Annotated in this window: 17 protein-coding genes; 10 read left to right on the plus strand and 7 right to left on the minus strand. The window is 70.1% G+C overall.

The window, feature by feature from the left end:
* Window positions 1-453 precede the first annotated feature (453 nt).
* Window positions 454-1,161 (minus strand): Imm1 family immunity protein, encoded by a 708-nt coding sequence (locus tag ACGFNU_RS37405; RefSeq protein ID WP_392601310.1) that lies wholly within the window; start codon window positions 1,159-1,161, stop codon window positions 454-456.
* Window positions 1,162-1,431: 270 nt separating this feature from the next.
* Here ACGFNU_RS37405 and ACGFNU_RS37410 point away from each other — a divergent pair, with 270 nt between their 5' ends.
* Window positions 1,432-2,544, plus strand: coding sequence for a DUF4419 domain-containing protein (locus ACGFNU_RS37410; RefSeq protein ID WP_392601676.1), 1,113 nt, complete (start codon window positions 1,432-1,434; stop codon window positions 2,542-2,544).
* Window positions 2,545-2,710: 166 nt separating this feature from the next.
* Here ACGFNU_RS37410 and ACGFNU_RS37415 read toward each other — a convergent pair whose 3' ends face one another.
* Window positions 2,711-3,949 (minus strand): serine hydrolase domain-containing protein, encoded by a 1,239-nt coding sequence (locus ACGFNU_RS37415; protein WP_392601311.1) that lies wholly within the window; start codon window positions 3,947-3,949, stop codon window positions 2,711-2,713.
* Window positions 3,950-4,061: 112 nt separating this feature from the next.
* Between ACGFNU_RS37415 and ACGFNU_RS37420 the strand changes: the two genes are divergently transcribed.
* From ACGFNU_RS37420 to ACGFNU_RS37455, 8 genes are all read left to right on the plus strand, one after another.
* Complete coding sequence (locus tag ACGFNU_RS37420; protein WP_392601312.1) at window positions 4,062-5,216, plus strand: histidine kinase; 1,155 nt, start codon at window positions 4,062-4,064, stop codon at window positions 5,214-5,216.
* Window positions 5,204-5,848 carry a LuxR C-terminal-related transcriptional regulator gene (locus ACGFNU_RS37425; protein WP_392601313.1) on the plus strand — a complete coding sequence of 215 codons (645 nt, stop codon included), beginning with the start codon at window positions 5,204-5,206 and terminating at the stop codon, window positions 5,846-5,848. The genes ACGFNU_RS37420 and ACGFNU_RS37425 overlap by 13 nt, the downstream gene beginning before the upstream one ends.
* 37 nt (window positions 5,849-5,885) lie before the next feature.
* Window positions 5,886-6,014, plus strand: coding sequence for a hypothetical protein (locus tag ACGFNU_RS37430; RefSeq protein ID WP_392601314.1), 129 nt, complete (start codon window positions 5,886-5,888; stop codon window positions 6,012-6,014).
* The gene (locus ACGFNU_RS37435) at window positions 6,011-6,163 is read left to right on the plus strand and encodes a hypothetical protein (RefSeq protein WP_392601315.1); all 153 of its coding nucleotides are present in this window, start codon (window positions 6,011-6,013) and stop codon (window positions 6,161-6,163) included. The genes ACGFNU_RS37430 and ACGFNU_RS37435 overlap by 4 nt, the downstream gene beginning before the upstream one ends.
* A gap of 144 nt (window positions 6,164-6,307) precedes the next feature.
* Window positions 6,308-8,536 carry an MMPL family transporter gene (locus tag ACGFNU_RS37440; protein ID WP_392601316.1) on the plus strand — a complete coding sequence of 743 codons (2,229 nt, stop codon included), beginning with the start codon at window positions 6,308-6,310 and terminating at the stop codon, window positions 8,534-8,536.
* A gap of 68 nt (window positions 8,537-8,604) precedes the next feature.
* A complete protein-coding gene (locus ACGFNU_RS37445; protein ID WP_392601317.1) occupies window positions 8,605-9,768 on the plus strand; it encodes a sensor histidine kinase in 1,164 nt (387 codons plus the stop codon).
* A complete protein-coding gene (locus ACGFNU_RS37450; RefSeq protein ID WP_392601318.1) occupies window positions 9,765-10,442 on the plus strand; it encodes a response regulator in 678 nt (225 codons plus the stop codon). The genes ACGFNU_RS37445 and ACGFNU_RS37450 overlap by 4 nt, the downstream gene beginning before the upstream one ends.
* A 500-nt stretch (window positions 10,443-10,942) precedes the next feature.
* Window positions 10,943-11,245, plus strand: coding sequence for a hypothetical protein (locus tag ACGFNU_RS37455; protein WP_392601319.1), 303 nt, complete (start codon window positions 10,943-10,945; stop codon window positions 11,243-11,245).
* 48 nt (window positions 11,246-11,293) lie between these two features.
* Here ACGFNU_RS37455 and ACGFNU_RS37460 read toward each other — a convergent pair whose 3' ends face one another.
* The 5 genes from ACGFNU_RS37460 to ACGFNU_RS37480 form a co-directional block, all read right to left on the minus strand.
* The gene (locus ACGFNU_RS37460) at window positions 11,294-12,484 is read right to left on the minus strand and encodes an RNA polymerase sigma factor (protein WP_392601320.1); all 1,191 of its coding nucleotides are present in this window, start codon (window positions 12,482-12,484) and stop codon (window positions 11,294-11,296) included.
* A 6-nt stretch (window positions 12,485-12,490) separates the two neighbouring features.
* Window positions 12,491-12,865 (minus strand): YciI family protein, encoded by a 375-nt coding sequence (locus ACGFNU_RS37465; protein ID WP_392601321.1) that lies wholly within the window; start codon window positions 12,863-12,865, stop codon window positions 12,491-12,493.
* A gap of 19 nt (window positions 12,866-12,884) precedes the next feature.
* Window positions 12,885-13,289, minus strand: a complete 405-nt coding sequence (locus ACGFNU_RS37470) for a DUF6069 family protein (RefSeq protein ID WP_392601322.1) — start codon at window positions 13,287-13,289, stop codon at window positions 12,885-12,887.
* 106 nt (window positions 13,290-13,395) lie between these two features.
* Window positions 13,396-14,349: a LysR family transcriptional regulator gene (locus ACGFNU_RS37475; protein WP_392601323.1), complete on the minus strand. Its 954-nt coding sequence runs from the start codon at window positions 14,347-14,349 to the stop codon at window positions 13,396-13,398.
* Window positions 14,350-14,428: 79 nt separating this feature from the next.
* The gene (locus ACGFNU_RS37480; RefSeq protein ID WP_392601324.1) at window positions 14,429-15,367 is read right to left on the minus strand and encodes a LysR substrate-binding domain-containing protein; all 939 of its coding nucleotides are present in this window, start codon (window positions 15,365-15,367) and stop codon (window positions 14,429-14,431) included.
* 114 nt (window positions 15,368-15,481) lie between these two features.
* On the opposite strand from ACGFNU_RS37480, the gene ACGFNU_RS37485 reads away from it, so the two are divergent.
* Entirely contained in the window at window positions 15,482-16,375 is an 894-nt protein-coding gene (locus ACGFNU_RS37485) for an NAD(P)H-binding protein (protein ID WP_392601325.1), read from the plus strand.
* Window positions 16,376-16,451 lie beyond the last annotated feature (76 nt).

The following is a 16,451-nucleotide window of genomic DNA, read 5'->3' on the forward strand; positions in this document are numbered from 1 at the left end:
TTCTTCCCGATGGCTCGCATCTGATGCGAATAATTCGCATCAGATGCGGTCTACGGAGGGTGACGAGAATGACGAGTCTGGACGGCGCCTGCTGCGGCACCTCCGCGGCGGACACGGCATCGACCACGAGCGGCGCGGCTCGAGGCGAGCCTGCCAAGTTGATCGCCGAGGTGGTCTTGCCGAACTCGCCCACTTGATTGCTGAGAACGACCTCCACCACAGCCCTCCGTAAGCAAGGAAGCCAGGCTGGCGCGATCTGGACCGTCACGTAGCGAAATCAGCTCAGCCGGGTGGATGCTCTTCACCGTCCTGGCCGAGCACGGCTTGCGCGTCGAGGATCCGGACCCGGCAGGCCTGCGCGATGTCGCCCCACAAGGCGCCGTCCTGTCCCAGTCGCCGCACCGCGGCGCGCAGCGAGCCCTGGTGGGGGCGGCGGGCTCGGGTGAGCGACCGTCACCGGGCCGGTTCTGGGGAAGGGTGGGGAAGGCCGCAGTTGTGTTCGCACCATGGGTCCTCACAGCGGCTGCTGGAGTGGTTCTTTGGCCGGGGTGCGTCGGGTCGTTGGCCTGTGAGGTCGCCGGGTGCCCACTCGATGCAGCTGGGTCGGTGTCCGGTGGCCTCGCGGCAGAACTCCTGGACGGCGGCGCGGATCTGGGCTGCTGGCAGCGTGCTGCGCGGGTGGTGGTAGCTGGGGAGGCAGGGGTCGGCGAACACGTGGGGATCGGAGGCCGGCGGGCTCGGGTTGTCCGACAGCCAGATCTGATCGGCGAGTTCGGGTGCGACCGGCAATCTGGTGTCTGGAGAGACCAGCCATGTCAGAGCGCCGTATCCGGTCAGGGCGTTGACCGTGACGGCCAGGTAGCTGTCGAAGCCGTGAGTGAAAGGGGCACGGTGCTCGGCGTCGAGGGTGAAGATCGCCGTCGTCCCGCCGTAGGGCCGGACCGGCCTGGGAAGCTCTGCGAGCACTTCCGGTATGAGCGCGGGCACGTTGTCATTGACGGCTTCTGGCGCTGTGGGAGGTCGTAGATCGGGAAGGTTGTCCATCATCTCGGCGATCAGCTGTTTTGCTCGCGGCCGGGACAAGGCGAAGTACTGGGCGCCTCCCACATGGGCGTTCAGAATCAATGCCGGCGCCACGTGAGCGAGTTTCTCAGCGATCACGAGCGTGGATCATGCCAGGCCGTCAGGACAACCTGCACGTCAACCTCGCACAAAGGGGCCGTTCTGTAAGGGGAGATCCCCCACTGGAACACCACCCGCATCGATTCCTGATGTCGAGGGGCCGGTTCTTTCCGGCGCGGGCAGTGGGTGTGCGCTTGGATCGGGCTGCTCAGATCCAGGTCACTCTGGTGACGACCACGCGGTGTTCGTTGATCTCGTGGTGTTCGATGATCACGTAGCTGGCGAGTCCGCGTCCGGCTCCGAACGCTTCTGTCGGCTGAGGTCGCTGACGCCGAGGCGTTCGAGTGCGACTTCTCCACCAGCACCGACGTCGAGCGGATGGCAGGGAAGGTCGCCCTGCTCGACGCGTACTCGCCTTACTTCGCGTACTGGATGACGTTCGTCTGCGGGATCCCGTCCATCACCCTGACCGGTACCGTCGAGGACTGGCGGAAGATCCGCGCGCGGGTCGACACGATCGCGACGTTCGGGCTGGACACCTGGTGCCGGTCGCTGATCCCGATCACCGACCAGTTCGTCCGGGCGGCGGGCGGCGACGTCGACACCGCGTTCTGGCGGCGCATCTACAGCCCCGCCGACGCCTACGGCGGCAAGGTGATCACCGGCTGGATCGCCCGCCTCTACCCCCACCTGACCGGAAAGACCATGGCCGAACGGCCGAACCCGCTGCTGGACCTGCCGATCGACCAGCCGCGCGACCTCACCGTGAAGGGGCACATGGGCTACGACGGCCCCGGCGTCCGCAGCGATTCCGTGCCCGCCACCTTGTCGATGGCACGCGTCGACCTCAACGACCGGGCCGAGGGCGAGAACCGCAGTGTCGCGCTGCACGCCGGTCTGGTCGGAGTCGCCCAGGACGGCGACGGCACGCTGCGGCCGGTCGCGGGCTGGCACCTGGCCCCGGCGGAGGTCGAGATCGACGACGTGGTCGACCGGATCGTGCGGGACCACGAGACCACCCCGCCCGAACCGGTCGCGCTGTGGCAGGCGTCCGCCGACCTCATGGGCCTCTACCGGCGCATCGGATCGGCCGCGCTGTTCGACGGCGCCTGGCGGCTGCGGCCCGCCGCCGCGCACCGGCGAGTACGGCCCTTCCCGAAGGGCCACTCCCTTCACACGATCATCGACCTGCCCGACGGCAGATGCGTCGCCGCGGCCAACGACTCCAGGACACAGACCAGCCACTGGATCGTGTGCCACGTCGAAGAGGACGGCAACGACCTCCGCCTGATGGACGACCCATCCGACGTGCCCGTGTACGGGACGTCGCTCGCGCTCCTGCTGAACGCCGCCCTCGACTCTGACGGCGACATCGCCCATCTGGAAGTCGGGCGACTCGACGGGCTCACCACTCCGGAGTGAGCCCCTATCGCAGGTCGGCTATGGCCCGTCCGATGATGCCGATGCGCTTCACTGTGCCTGCTCCGATAGTGCGTGGTGGCCCCGTCCGGGCTGGGGGCGTCAAGTCTGCACCAGCCGCCTGCCTGCCGCGGGGGCAGCGCGGTGCCCGCGGCAGGCAGGCGGTGCCTCAAGGACGCGTGCGGCCAGCGCACAGCGCGTCGTCGATCAGCTTGCTCTCGGCCTGGGTGATGCGCAGGACGTGGTCCTCCGACTCGGCGACCGCCCCCGACATCGAGAGCGTGACGCTGCGCCGGCCGTCGGCCGTGACGCCGACGGCGGTGATCCAGCCCGCATCACCGCCCTCGTGACCCCAGTAGGTGCCACCGCAGGTCAGGGGACGTGAGAAGAGCCCCAGCCCGTCACGGGCACCCGGCATGAGGGGCTCGAACTTCTTGCTGATCTCGATGGTCTGTTGCATCTGCGCCATCTGCGCAGGGCGCAGAAGCCGTCCGCTGAGCACGGCGCGGAAGAACCGGCCGAGATCGGCCGTGGTGGAGACGAGCCCAGACTCTCCATTGGTGAGTCGGCCGACGTGCTCGGTGACGTTCACGAGCGGTTCGCCGGGCTGGAACCTCTGATAACTCTCGGCGTGCGGCCGGGGCAGTTTGGGCGAGGCGCCCGGCCAGAAGGTGTGCTTGAGGCCGAGCGGCCGGACGATCCGATCCCGCACCTCCTCATGCCAGGGGTTCCCGGTGACCTTTTGGACGACCATGCCGAGCAGGACGTAGCCGGTGTTGGAGTAGCCCCAATCCTTTTCGGGCTTGAAATCCGGACGGTGGCGCATCGCGCGGGCGACGGTCTCCTCAGGTGTGTAGGTGTCGTATCGGTGCTGGTAGAAGTCCTTCGCCGAGGTGTAGTCCGGGTAGTCGTCGTGGATGCCGCTGGTGTGCTGGAGCAGCTGGCGGACGGTGACCGCGCGGCCGTCGTTGCCGTTTCCAGAGACGACGCCGGGAAGCCATCGCTCGACTTTGTCGTCCAAGGAGAGCCTGCCGTCGCCGACGAGCTGCAAGATCACGGTGGCCACGAACGTCTTGGTGACGCTGGCGATCCGGAGGTAGCCGTCCGGGGAGACCGGCCGCCGGCTCGTCAGGTCGGCCACGCCGCTGGTGGCGGTCACGTTCCGGTCGCTGGAAGTGATCAAGCGCGCCTGGACTCCCGTGACGCCGAGCGCGGTGATCGCGTCAGCATCGCGCTGGAGCCGGGCCCTGTCGTCGCGCTGGAGCAAGGCCCCGTCGTCATGCTGGCGTTGAGTTCGGTCGTCATGACCCTTGGCGGCGGTCGCGCCGGTGGAGAGAGCACCGACGGAGAGGGCACCGGCCACAATGGCGGCCAGGGCCAGGTTGCGCCGCCGTGATGAATGCGTCATGGGGCTCGAAGCTACGTTCGGCAGGACGGGCGGACGATACCCCTCACCAGTGGGAAAAGGGGGTAGCAGGCTGTAGTGCCGGGCTCGGTCGCCATGGCCCAGACTTGTCCGGATGAACGTCCATGGAACCGATCGGCTTCCGGCGGTATGGCGTGGCCTGGGCTACCTGCTCGGCAGCCTGCTGACCGCTGCGGTCGCCCTGCTCGCGCTGCCCGTGCTCGTCGTCCCGGCGATGACCCGCGCCTGGGCGTCCTGGCATCGCCGCCGCGCCGACCGGTTGCTGGATGCCCCTCGTTCCGCCCCCGTTCGCGCCGGGACGTGGCGTCTTCTCGGATGGCTGTGCACCTACATCGTGACCAGCCTGACGTTCGGGCTCGCGGTGTTGCTCTGCGCCGGCAACGCGTTCGCCACCGCCGTCACTGTGCCCTTCTGGTGGGCGTTTCCCGCCGACGACCGGCTGCGCTTTTTCTTCGACGTCGTTCCGCTGTCCGGGTGGGGCACGGTGTTGACCTTGGGGACGCTCCAGCTCATCGTCCTCACCGCCCTGACCTCCTGGATCGTGCCGCCCCTGGCGCGCCTCCACGCCCGGATCAGCGTCGCGTTGCTGTCTCCCTCGTCCGCCGAGCGGCTGGCGCAGCGGGTGGAAACCCTGACCGAGACGCGGGCCGGCGCCATGAACGCGCACGGCGCGGAACTCCGCCGGATCGAACGCGACCTGCACGACGGCACCCAGGCCCGGCTGGTCTCCATCGCGATGCGGCTGGGCGCGGCCCGCGAGTCGCTGAGCGAGGACCCTGAGATGGTTGCCAGACTCCTGCGGGAGGCGCACGAGGGGACCGAGGAGGCCATGGCGGAACTTCGAGAGGTGATCCGGACGATCTACCCGCCGATCCTGGCCGACCGCGGCCTCGCCGGGGCGCTGACGGCGCTGGGCACCCAGTCGGCGATCTCCCCGACGCTCGACATCGGCGACCTCGGCACCGTTCCGCCCGCGGTCGAGGCCGTCGCCTACTTCACGATCGCCGAGGCGCTCACGAACGCCGCCAAGCACAGCCAGGCCACCCACACCACCGTAAGCGTCACCCGAGCAGGTGACCGCCTGACGGTCGAGGTCACCGACGACGGGATCGGCGGCGCCGACGAGACCCTGGGCACCGGCATCGCCGGGATCCACCACCGCGTCCTGGCCCTCGACGGCACCGTCCACGTCCACAGCCCCGCCGGCGGCCCGACCACCATCACCGTGAGCCTGCCGTGCGGGTCGTGATCGCCGAGGACAACGTCCTGCTCTCCAGCGGCCTGGAGCTCCTCCTGAGCACCCGCGGCTTCGACGTCGCCGCGATCGCCCAGGACGGCCCCGGCTTCATCGCCGCCGTCGCCGAGCACCGGCCCGACATCACCATCGTCGACGTGCGGCTGCCGCCGACCTTCCGCGACGAGGGCATCCACGCCGCGCTCCAGGCCCGCCGCGAGCACCCCGGCCTGCCGGTGCTCGTCCTCTCCCAGTACGTCGAGCAGCAGTACGCGGGCGAACTGATCTCCGACGCGCGCGGCGGCGTCGGCTACCTCCTCAAGGACCGGGTGAGCCGGGTGAGCGCGTTCATCGACGCCCTGCGCCAGGTCGCCGCCGGCGGCACCGTCATGGACCCCGAGGTGATCACGCAGCTCCTCGCCCGGCACGCCCACGACCCGATCGCCGGCCTCACCCCACGCGAACGCGAGGTCCTCGCCCTGATGGCCGAAGGAAAGGACAACACCACGATCGCGGCCCGGCTCGTCATCACCGAGAACGCCGTCCACAAGCACATCGGCAACATCTTCGCCAAGCTCGGCCTCTCCCCGGCAGACAGCGGCCACCGCCGCGTCCTGGCCGTCCTCACCTACCTCAGCACCCAGTAACCGCAAGAGCCGGAAAGTCGATCTTTAGGATCGAGCGATGCGTTTGTATTTGTCCTCGTATCGGCTGGGGGAGCGCCCGGATCGGCTGCTCGGGTTGCTGCGGGCGACCCGCTGGCGGTCACTGTCGTTCATGGTGCTCCGCCGATCTGGGACGGGCTCGGCGTGATCGACCGCGCGCTGGTTCCCCACGTCGACTCTCCTGATCATCCTGAGAGCGAGATCTTGACCGCCGTCGCCGCACGTTACGCGGCGGAGGGCGTCCCTCACCATGCTTTGCGCGACGGTCAGGTTCTCGTCGTGGATGGCGTGCTGTAGTGCGTCCGCACTAGGACGGCCTGGCGGGTCGTCCGGGTGCACCAGAGGACGACGGTGGCCGGGGACGATGCCCGGCGGGGGCGCCGGAAGGAAGTGTTGGAGACGCGAATTCCCCTTCCTAACGGTGTCTGGAGTGATCAACAGGTGGCGAGATTTCTTTACCGGGTCGGACGGTGGGCCTTCCGGCGGCGCCGGCTCGTGGGCGGCCTGTGGCTGGCCGCCCTGGTGCTGGCCGTGGTCGCCGCCGCCACGGCGCCGGCCGGGGAGGAAGAGGACCTCTCCATGCCCGGCACCGAGTCGCAGAAGGCGTTCGACCTGCTGGACGAGCGCTTCCCCCAGAGCAATGCCCAGGGTGCCGAGGCGCGCCTGGTGTTCCAGGCCCCGGACGGGCAGCGGGTGACGGCCGCACAGAACAGGGCGGCCGTCGAGAACGCGCTCCGCTCGCTGGACGGGGACGATCAGGTCGCGTCGACCACCAACCCCTACAAGACCGGCGCCGTCAGCGAGGACGGCACCATCGCCTACTCCACGATCGCCTACACCGCTGACGTCGCCGACCTGACCGAGTCGACGAAGAGAGCCCTGGAGGACGCCGCGGGCCAGGCCCGGAACGCGGGACTGACCGTCGAGATCGGCGGCTCGGCCCTGGATTCGGAAGAGTCGCCGGGCGGTACCACGGAGATCATCGGCGTGGCGGTCGCGGCCGTGGTGCTCGTTCTCACCCTCGGATCGCTGGCCGCGGCCGGGTTGTCGCTGCTGACCGCCTTCGTGGGCGTGGCCATCGCCTTCGGCCTGGTCTCCGCGCTGGCCGTTCCGCTGGGCCTGACGTCCACCGTCGCCATCCTGGCGCTGATGCTGGGGCTGGCGGTCGGCATCGACTACGCGCTCTTCATCACCTCCCGCTTCCGCGACGAGCGCGCCCAGGGCCGCGAGCCGGAGGAGGCCGCCGGCCGGGCGGTGGGCACGGCCGGATCCGCCGTCGTCTTCGCCGGCGCGACCGTCTTCATCGCCCTGGTCGGGCTGGGGGTCGTCGGAATCCCCGAACTCACCAAGATGGGCCTGGGCGGCGCGGGCGCCGTGGCCCTTGCCGTGCTGGTCGCACTGACCTTGGTGCCCGCGCTGTTCGGCTTCTTCGGCCGGCGGGTGCTGTCGCGCGCCGTCCGCAAAGCAGCCCGGAAGGGAAGCGAGAGCTCGGTGGGTCGGCCTGGGCTTGGCACTCGCTGGGCGCGGTTCGTGCTGCGCCGGCCGGTGACCGTGCTGCTGATCGCCGGACTCGGTCTCGGCGCCGTCGCGCTGCCGGCGCTGAGCCTCGAACTCGGGCTGCCCGGGGACGAGGCCAAGTCGGTCGAGACCACCCAGCGCCGTGCCTACGACCTGCTGTCAGAAGGCTTCGGCCCCGGCTTCAACGGTCCGCTGACCGTCGTCGTGGACACCGCGGAGTCCAAGAACGCCCAGGCCGCCACCGACCTGGTCGCCAAGACCGTACGGGGACTGGACGGGGTCGCCTCAGTCGGTGATCCGTTCCTGAGCCCGGCCAAGGACACGGCCGTCCTCACCGTCATCCCGAAGACCGCGCCGAACAGCGGCGAGACCAAGGACCTGGTGCAGGCGATCCGGGGTGCGGCCGCCGGCGTCGAGGCCGACACGGGCGCCGGGATCCTGGTGACGGGCACCACCGCGCTGAACATCGACATCTCCGAGGCGATGTCCGACGCCCTCATCCCCTATCTGAGCGTGGTCATCGGCCTGGCGGTGCTCCTGCTGATGGTGGTCTTCCGCTCGATCCTGGTCCCGGTGAAGGCCGCGCTCGGCTTCCTGCTGTCGGTGGGCGCCGCCTTCGGCGTGCTCGTCGCCGTCTTCCAGTGGGGCTGGGCGGCGGACCTGATCGGCATCGAGCAGACCGGTCCGGTGATGTCGCTGATGCCGATCCTCATCATCGGGATCGTCTTCGGCCTCGCGATGGACTACGAGGTCTTCCTCTTCACCCGGATGCGGGAGGCCTACGTCCACGGCGCGTCCCCAGGCGAGGCGATCGTCAACGGGTTCCGGCACAGCGGACGGGTGGTCGCCGCGGCGGCGATCATCATGATCAGCGTGTTCGCCGGATTCATCGGGATGAACAACCCGACGATCCAGACGATGGGCGTCGGCCTGGCCGCCGCCGTCGCCTTCGACGCCTTCGTGGTCCGGATGGCGATCGCGCCCGCGGTGCTGGCACTGCTGGGCCATCGTGCCTGGTGGCTGCCCCGTATCCTGAACCGTGTGCTGCCGAATGTGGACATCGAGGGTGAGGCATTGAGCAGGCACGTCCCGGAGCCCCCGGCCGCACCGGACGCAGCCGTGCCGCCGCCGCTTCCCGTCCGCTGGCGATGACGAGCGCGGGTGGCGGTGGCCCTCGGCCACGCTTCGCGTGGTGGCGAGAGGGAGCGATCACGGCGAGCGTGTTCGCGATCTGCCTGATCGGCGGCTTCCTCCAGGTCGACGACACGCTGTCACCGCCGCCCGGCGCCGCCTACATGATCGCCGTGATGTCCTGTGCCGTGCTGCCGGTGCGGCACCGGGCGCCCCTGACCGCCGTGGCGGGCACGACCGCGGTCGGCATGCTCGTGCCGCCCCTGGACCTCCTGCTGAGCCCGCTCACCGTGGCCCCGGTCGTGGTCACCGCCTACTCGCTCGCCGTCCGCACCGAACGGCGGACGGCTAGCGCGGTGCTGCTCGCCTCCGCGGCGCTGCTGGTCATCTCTCAGATCGTGTCCGGGTTCGGGACCCTCTCGTGGCAGGACGCGAGCAGGATAGGAGTGGTCGCGGCGTTCCCGCTGGTGGCCGGCGTCCTCGGCCACGCGACGCAGAACCGGCGGGCCTACCTGGCGGCCGTCGAGGAGCGGGCCCGGCGGGCCGAGAAGAGCCGGGAACGCGAGGCGCGCCGCAGAGTGGCCGAGGAACGGGTCCGCATCGCCCGGGAGCTCCACGACCTCGTGGCCCACCAGATCACCCTGGCCAACGCGCAGGCCACGGTCGCCGCCCACCTCTTCGACGTCCGCCCTGAACAGACCCGCAAGAGCCTGAACGAGCTCGTCGAGACCACCCGCAACGCGCTCGACGAACTGCGGGCCACGGTCGGCCTGCTGCGCCAGTCAGGGGACGCGGCCACGCCCGCCGAACCGGCGCCCGGGCTGTCCCAGCTTCCCTCGCTCTTCGAATCCTTCCGCCGCGCGGGCCTGGAGGTTTCGGTGCACCAGGAGGGCGCGGCCAGGCCGCTGCCACCGGGAGTGGACCTCACCGCCTACCGCATCGTCCAGGAGGCCCTGACCAACGTGACCAAGCACGCAGGCACCGGCAGCGCCCGGGTGCGCCTCGCCTGGGACCACGACCGCGTGACCATCACCATCGCCGACGACGGAGGCGCCGCCCCCACCGCACCGGACCGTCCGTCCGGCTACGGTCTGATCGGGATGCGTGAACGCGCCACCGCGGTCGGGGGACAGCTCTCCGCGGGCAGGCGTCCGGAGGGCGGCTTCCTCGTCTCCACCCACCTGCCCCTCCCGCCCGCCAGGGATATGACGGCCGACCGGCCGGACGACGCGGAGGCCGGGGACACGCCGTGACGCTCCGGGTACTGCTCGCCGACGATCAGGCCCTGCTGCGCGGTGCCTTCCGGATCCTTCTCGACACCGCCGACGACATCACCGTCGTCGGCGAGGCGGCCGACGGCAGGGAGGCGGTGCGCCTCACCCGGGAGCTGCGGCCGGACGTAGTGATCATGGACATCCGCATGCCCGAGGTGGACGGTCTCACCGCCACGTCGGAGATCTGCGCCGACCCCGACCTACATGCCCGCATCCTTATCCTCACCACCTACGAAACCGACGAGTACGTCGCCCAGGCGCTGCGCGCCGGTGCCAGCGGCTTCATAGGCAAGGGCATCGGCGCTGAAGACCTGCTGGAAGCCGTGCGGACGATCGCCAGCGGCGACACCCTGCTCTCCCCGGCCGCGACCCGCTCCCTGGTCGCCCGTTTCCTGGCCACCCCAGACAACGTCCGGCCGCACCACCCCGAACAGCTCGCCGCGCTCACCCCGCGCGAACGCGAGATGGTGGCCCTGGTCGCGACCGGCCTGTCCAACCAGGAGATCGCCGAGCGGATGTTCCTCAGCCCCTTCACCGTCCGCGCCCACGTCCAGCGCGCCATGACGAAGCTGGACGCACGCGACCGGGCACAACTCGTCGTCATCGCGTACCAGACCGGCCTGGCCCAAGCCGCCCCCGACCACCTGCCGTAGGGGTTGCACCAACTCAGCGGTTTTGGATAAGTCTCACCCTTTATCGATCAGTAGCGTGACGGTCGGCCGCCTCAACGGCTCGGCGGAGATCAGCACCATGCAGGGCGACATCCGCGTCACCGAGGCCCGGCGCGGCGCGGTCGTGCTGCGCACCGGGGCGGGCCACGTCGCGAGGCGCCGCCGAGCTCACCATCCACGCGACCGCCGCCTACGGCGACATCACTTGCCCGCAGCCTCTGATCCCGTCCCCATCCGCCGCCCACGGCGGGAACCGGCAGGTGCCGGCGGCCGCGAACCGACCGGCACAGTGCGCACAGACTAAAGATGTGTGCGCTCACATGTAACGACAGGCATGACCGTGGCCCGCATCCTTTGGTGCAGGGAACGAGCAAGTGCTCTGGACGGGTACATGCGCACCGCGTTTCCGAAAAGCCTCGCCGTCACCGGTGCTCGCATTGGGGTCTGACCGACCGAAGCGGGTGCCGCGAGAAGGGAAGACCATGGCATCCAAACTCTGGCTCAAGGCTGGTACGACGCTCCTCGCCGCCGCGGCCGTCGCGGGCTTTGCCCCCGCGGCACAAGCCGAGGCCGCTCCCTTGGCCGTGCCTCCGGGGTGCACCCTCCGCAGCCTTGACGGCAACCGGTCGTCCGAGGCCAGGTGCCAGCCCGGCAACCACGTCCACTCCGTCGTCTGCAAATGGGGCGAGGACCTGACCGCCTACAGAAGGGCATTCACGACCTACAGCATGATCGTCTGCCCGAACGGCTACCGCATCTATTCACACAACATCTCCAATGCGTGACGAGCTGCGCGTCGGCGTTGCGTGTCGGGCTGAGGGCGGGCAGACCCCTCAGGTCTCCTGGTTCAGGCTTGCCCGGCGTGTCTGCAGGAAGGCTCGTTCGGTGTCGTTGGTGGCCAGGGCGATCGCCTCGTCGTAGGCGGCGATGGCGTCGGTCGTGCGGCCGAGGCGGGCGAGCAGGTCGGCGCGGGCGGCGGGCAGCAGGTGGTATCCGGGCAGGTCGAGCTCGTCGACGGCGGCCAGCGCGAGTGCCGGTCCGTGGACCTCGGCGATGGCGACGGCGCGGTTGAGCGCCACGATCGGGGTCGGGGCGTGTTGCCATAGCTGGTCGTAGAGGGCCAGCACCTGTGTCCAGTCGGTCGCCGGCCCGTCGGTGTGGACGGCGTTGATCGCGGCTTGCAGCTGGTACGGACCGGGCCGGCCACGGCGCAGGCACCGCCGCACCAGGTCATGCCCTTCGGCGATCAGCTCCCTGTTCCAGAGCGACCGGTCCTGCTCGGGGAGCACCACCAGTTCACCCGCGGGACCGACGCGGGCCGGGCGCCGGGCCTCGGTGAGCAGGAGCAGGGCCAGCAGCCCGAGCACCTCGGGTTCGTCGGGCATCAGCTCGGCGAGCGCCCTGGCCAGGCGGACGGCCTCCTGGCTCAGGTCGGTGCGCAGCAGCTGCCCGGAGGTGGACGTGTATCCCTCGTTGAAGATCAGGTAGAGGACGGTGAGGACCGGCGGCAACCGGTCGGGAAGTTCGGCGGCGTCGGGCACCCGGTAGGGGATGCCCGCGTCCCGGATCTTCTTCTTGCCGCGGACGATCCGCTGGGCGACGGTCGCCTCGGGCACCAGATGGGCCCGCGCGATCTCCGCCACCTCCAGGCCGCCGAGCAGGCGCAGCGTGAGCGCGGTCTGCGCGAGCGGCGACAGCGCCGGGTGGCAGCAGGTGAAGATCATGCGGAGCTGGTCGTCGCGCACCGGTCCCACCTCCTTCGGCTCGTCGGGTCGGTGCAACAGCAGCGCCTGCGTGTGGCGATCCTGGCGAGTGGACTCGCGGCGCAGGCGGTCGATCGCCCGGTTGCGGGCGGTGGTCACGATCCAGGCGCCGGGATTGGGCGGCGGCTCGTCCCACTTCTGGACGGCCGTCGCGAACGCCTCCTGCACGGCCTCCTCGGCGAGTCCGATGTCACCGAGGAGGCGCGTCAACGTGGCCACGCACCGGCCGTACTCCGCCCGGTAGATGCTGTCCAGATCCATCCGCGCTCATTCCCCCCGCGCCGGGCCGTCCCACTGCGCGTCCATGAACGGGCGCACCTCGATCGGAGCCCCGCAGGCCAGCGCGCACTTGTCGGCCCAGGCCAGCGCCTGGTCGAGGTCATCGCACAGGACCACCCAGAACCCGCCCAGCTGTTCCTTGGTCTCGGCGAACGGGCCGTCGGTCATCGTGGTCGTCCCGTCGCCCGGACGCACGACCGTGGTGGCGTGCGAGCCCAGCAGACCACCGACGAACACCCACGAACCCGCGGCCTGCATCTCGGCGGTGACCTTGGCCGTCCGGTCCATCTGCCGCTGCATCTCCTCATCGGACAGGGCCGGAGCGCTCTCGTCGAACTGGACGGCGAGCAGATACTTCTTCAACGCGGACTCCTTCGAAGGGTCAGGCGGACAGGCGGCGTGCGACGACCGGGATCACGATCGCGGCGGCGACCAGATGCGTCAACATCAGCAGCAGCTTGGTGGCCGCGTCCGCGTCCGCGACCACGTCGGGCACCAGCGACAGCGCGGTCAGCACGATCGTGGTGCGGACGAACACCACGCGCGGACGCCGCACCCAGCGAGCCAGCACCAGGGCCAGCGCCAGCCCCACGACCGAGAAGACGGCGGTCAGCAGGGCGAACCCGGACGGCGGGATCGGCTTGCCGCCGACAGCGAGGCTGATACCGGCGAAGTCGCCCGCAGCGGCGACGGTCGCGGTCGCCGCGGCGGCGACGGCTGCGGCGATCAGGCCACCGGCGATCAGGGACTTGGCCGGGGCGGTGGGGGTGGTGGCGATAACGGACATCGGGGACCTCCAGTGAGGAGCGACCGGCCCGTTGCCGGCCTCTCACCTTGGCTACGAACGGACTCGACGCCAATCGACACCCTCGGCAGAAAAATTCAGAAGCCCGTCATGAAGCTTCATCGCTGCGACGCGGCTTCGCCGCCCAGGAGGGGAGCCAGGTCGGCTCGGGAAGCGGAGCCAGGCTCGCGAAGTGGCTGATGATCGCCCGGAGCCCGGGGTGCGGGTTGGTTCTGGGAAGGATGAGCGACAGCGGATAGGCGAGCGTCGGATTCACGATCGGGATGCGGCGCAGGTCGTGGTTCGTCGGCCAGATGTAGCGGTCGCGCGCGCCAACGAGGGTGGCCACGTCCCCAGAATCCGCGAGGGTGTCCTGCAGCACCTCGTTGCCGAAATTGGGTCCTGCCGCGTCGACGCGGAGGTCGAAGCCGGTGGCGAGCTGATCGTAGAACTCGGCCCATTCGCTTCGCGGCGCGATGCCCGGCACCCAGATCCGGTGCTTGCGCAGCTGATCCGGCGTCAGCGTCCGTGCGGACGCGAGCGGATGCCTTGGGCCGACGAGGAGTTCCAGCGCGGAGTCGAACGCGCGGATCATCCGCACCTCCCGCGGCAGCGTGGCCGGATCAGTGACCGTCCGGAACGAGGCGTCGATATCGCCGGCCTGGACGGCGGCGACCGCCACCCTCGGATCGTTGACCCTGAGGGTCACCACGTCCAGATCGATGTCGGGATGCGACCGCCAATAGTCGTGCAGGACGACAGCCTGCGCCGATCGCAGCCCGAGAACGTCGATCCGAAGGGCCCGCGAGCCCGGCCTGACCGCGGTGATGGCCCGCTCGACACCCGCGACGATGCTCCGCGCGTGAGGCAGGAACGCCTGACCATCAAGCGTCAGCTCAACCCCGCGGGCGGTCCGTGTGAACAACCGAACGTTGAGATGGCGCTCAAGAGTCGCGATCCGCTTCGACACGGCCTGCTGCGTGACGCCGAGCTCATCAGCAGCGTGCTGCAACTGCCCGAGCTCAGCCGCACGGACGAACGATCGCACCGCCTCGGTATCCATCGATCAAGCCTATGGCCGCCCAACCAACCGTTGTGGCTCCCGCAAAACCGGTTGGGGGCCAACGTAACCAGCCGGCCCTCTACTGCTCCCGGGATGGACGGAGTACTCGGCGCACGGCGCTGCGCAGCCATTGGTGGGCGCCGTCGGCGGTGTGGCGGGGGTGCCAGGCCATGCCGATCGTCAGGGGCGGCAGGAGCAGCGGGATCTCCAACAGGTGCAGTCCCAGGGTGTGTGCTGCGTCGGTGAGTGATGACGGGGGTTCGTCCGCCAGGGCGGTCGGCACCAGGCAGACCACGTCGCTCACTGCGGCCAGCGTCATCGCCGCTAGATGTCCGGGCAGGACGGCGCTGACCCGCCGGCCGAGTCCTTGTTCGGCCAAGGCCGCGTCCAGCGGGCCGGTGAAGCGTCCCCGGCGGCTGACCGCCACATGCTCGGCCGCGGCCAGCCTGGCGGGCGTCAGGGTTCCTTCGATGAGCGGGTGTCCGGCTTTGACGGCGGCCGCCATTCGGAGCGTGATCAGTTCTTCGACCCGGGTTTCGGGGTCGACGTGGTCGATGGCCCCGATCTCCAGGTCGATCCGGCCCTCGCGCAGCGCGGGGCCCGCCTCCCACTCCTCGGCCAGCACCCGCAGCGAGACGCCCGGCGCCTCGTGCCGGGCCAGGTCGAGCAGACCCGGCGCCAGCGCCGCGCCGACCAGGTCCGAGGCCTGGACGGTGAAGGTGCGCCGCAGGGCGGCAAGGTCGATGCCGCCGCTCGGGGTGAGCAACGCCTCCAGCCGGCGCACCACCGCGGCGGCCTCGTCCCGCAGGGCCTCGGCGCGGGGCGTGGGCACCATCGCCTGTCCCGCCCGCACCAGCAGCGGATCCTGGAGAACCCTGCGCAGCCGGGCCAGGGTGCGGCTCATCGCCGCGGGCGAGGTCTGCAGTCGTGCGGCGGCACGGGTGACGCTCTGCTCGGTCAGCAGGGCGTCGAGGGCGACGGCGAGATTGGCGTCGAGGTTCGGGACTGGGCTGCTCACCGGTATTATTCCATTTCAGGCAATGATTGGATGCTGAAGTTCCCATTGTGGCAATGCGGGTCGGATCCGCACGCTGAAGGGGTCGTACCGATCCACAGATCGCGTGAGGTTTTCATGATCGTCATTACCGCACCTACCGGGAACATCGGCCGGCGGCTACTGTCGCTGCTGGTAGAAGCCGAAGAGGAGCTGCGCGTCGTCGTCCGCGACCCTGCCCGGCTCCCCGAGGCCGTACGCGGACGAGTCGAGGTGGTCACCGGCTCGCACGGCGACGCCGCCACCGTCGAGCGCGCCTTCACCGGAGCCGACGCCGTCTTCTGGCTGGTGCCACCGGACGCCTCGCTCACGCCCGACGAGGGGTTCAGCGGCTTCACCCGTCCGGCCGCGCGGGCTTTCGCCGCCCACGGCGTCAGCCATGTCGTCGGCGTCTCGGCGCTCGGCCGCGGCACCCCGCAGGCCGCCCAGGCCGGGCTGGTCACCGCCTCCCTGACCATGGACGACCTGATCGGAGACTCCGGCGTCGCCTACCGCGCCCTGGCCTGCCCGTCCTTCTTCGAGAACCTCCTGGAGGAGGCCGACTCGATCCGCGAGCACGGCGTCTTCACCGACACCGTCGCCGCGGACCGCCGCGCCCCGATGGTGGCCGTCGCCGACATCGCCGCGACGGCGGCCGGGCTGCTGCTGGACCGCTCCTGGACGGGCGTCGGCAGCGTTCCGGTCCTCGGCCCGCAAGACCTGTCGCCCAACGACCTCGCCCGCATCATGACCGAAGAGCTGGGCCGTCCGGTTCGCTACCAGCGCCAGCCACTCGACGAACTGCGATCCACCCTGCTCGGCTACGGCCTCAGCGAGGCGTTCGTCGAGGGCGTGGTCGACATGAAGCGCGCCAAGGACCAGGGCCTCGACGCGGGCGTCCACCGCTCGCCGCAGGCAGGCACCGGATTCGCGCAGTGGTGCGCGCAGACTCTCAAGCCCGCCACCATCCGGGAGGCAGCCGACGCCCACTGACCGTAACGAGCGGCCGACTCACCTCGCTTCCCGAACCGTGAAAGATGTCCGGGCACCCCCTGCTGACCTGGTCTGA

Origin of the sequence: Spirillospora sp. NPDC048911, from assembly GCF_043198015.1 — a bacterium.
Taxonomy (GTDB): Bacteria; Actinomycetota; Actinomycetes; order Streptosporangiales; family Streptosporangiaceae; genus Spirillospora.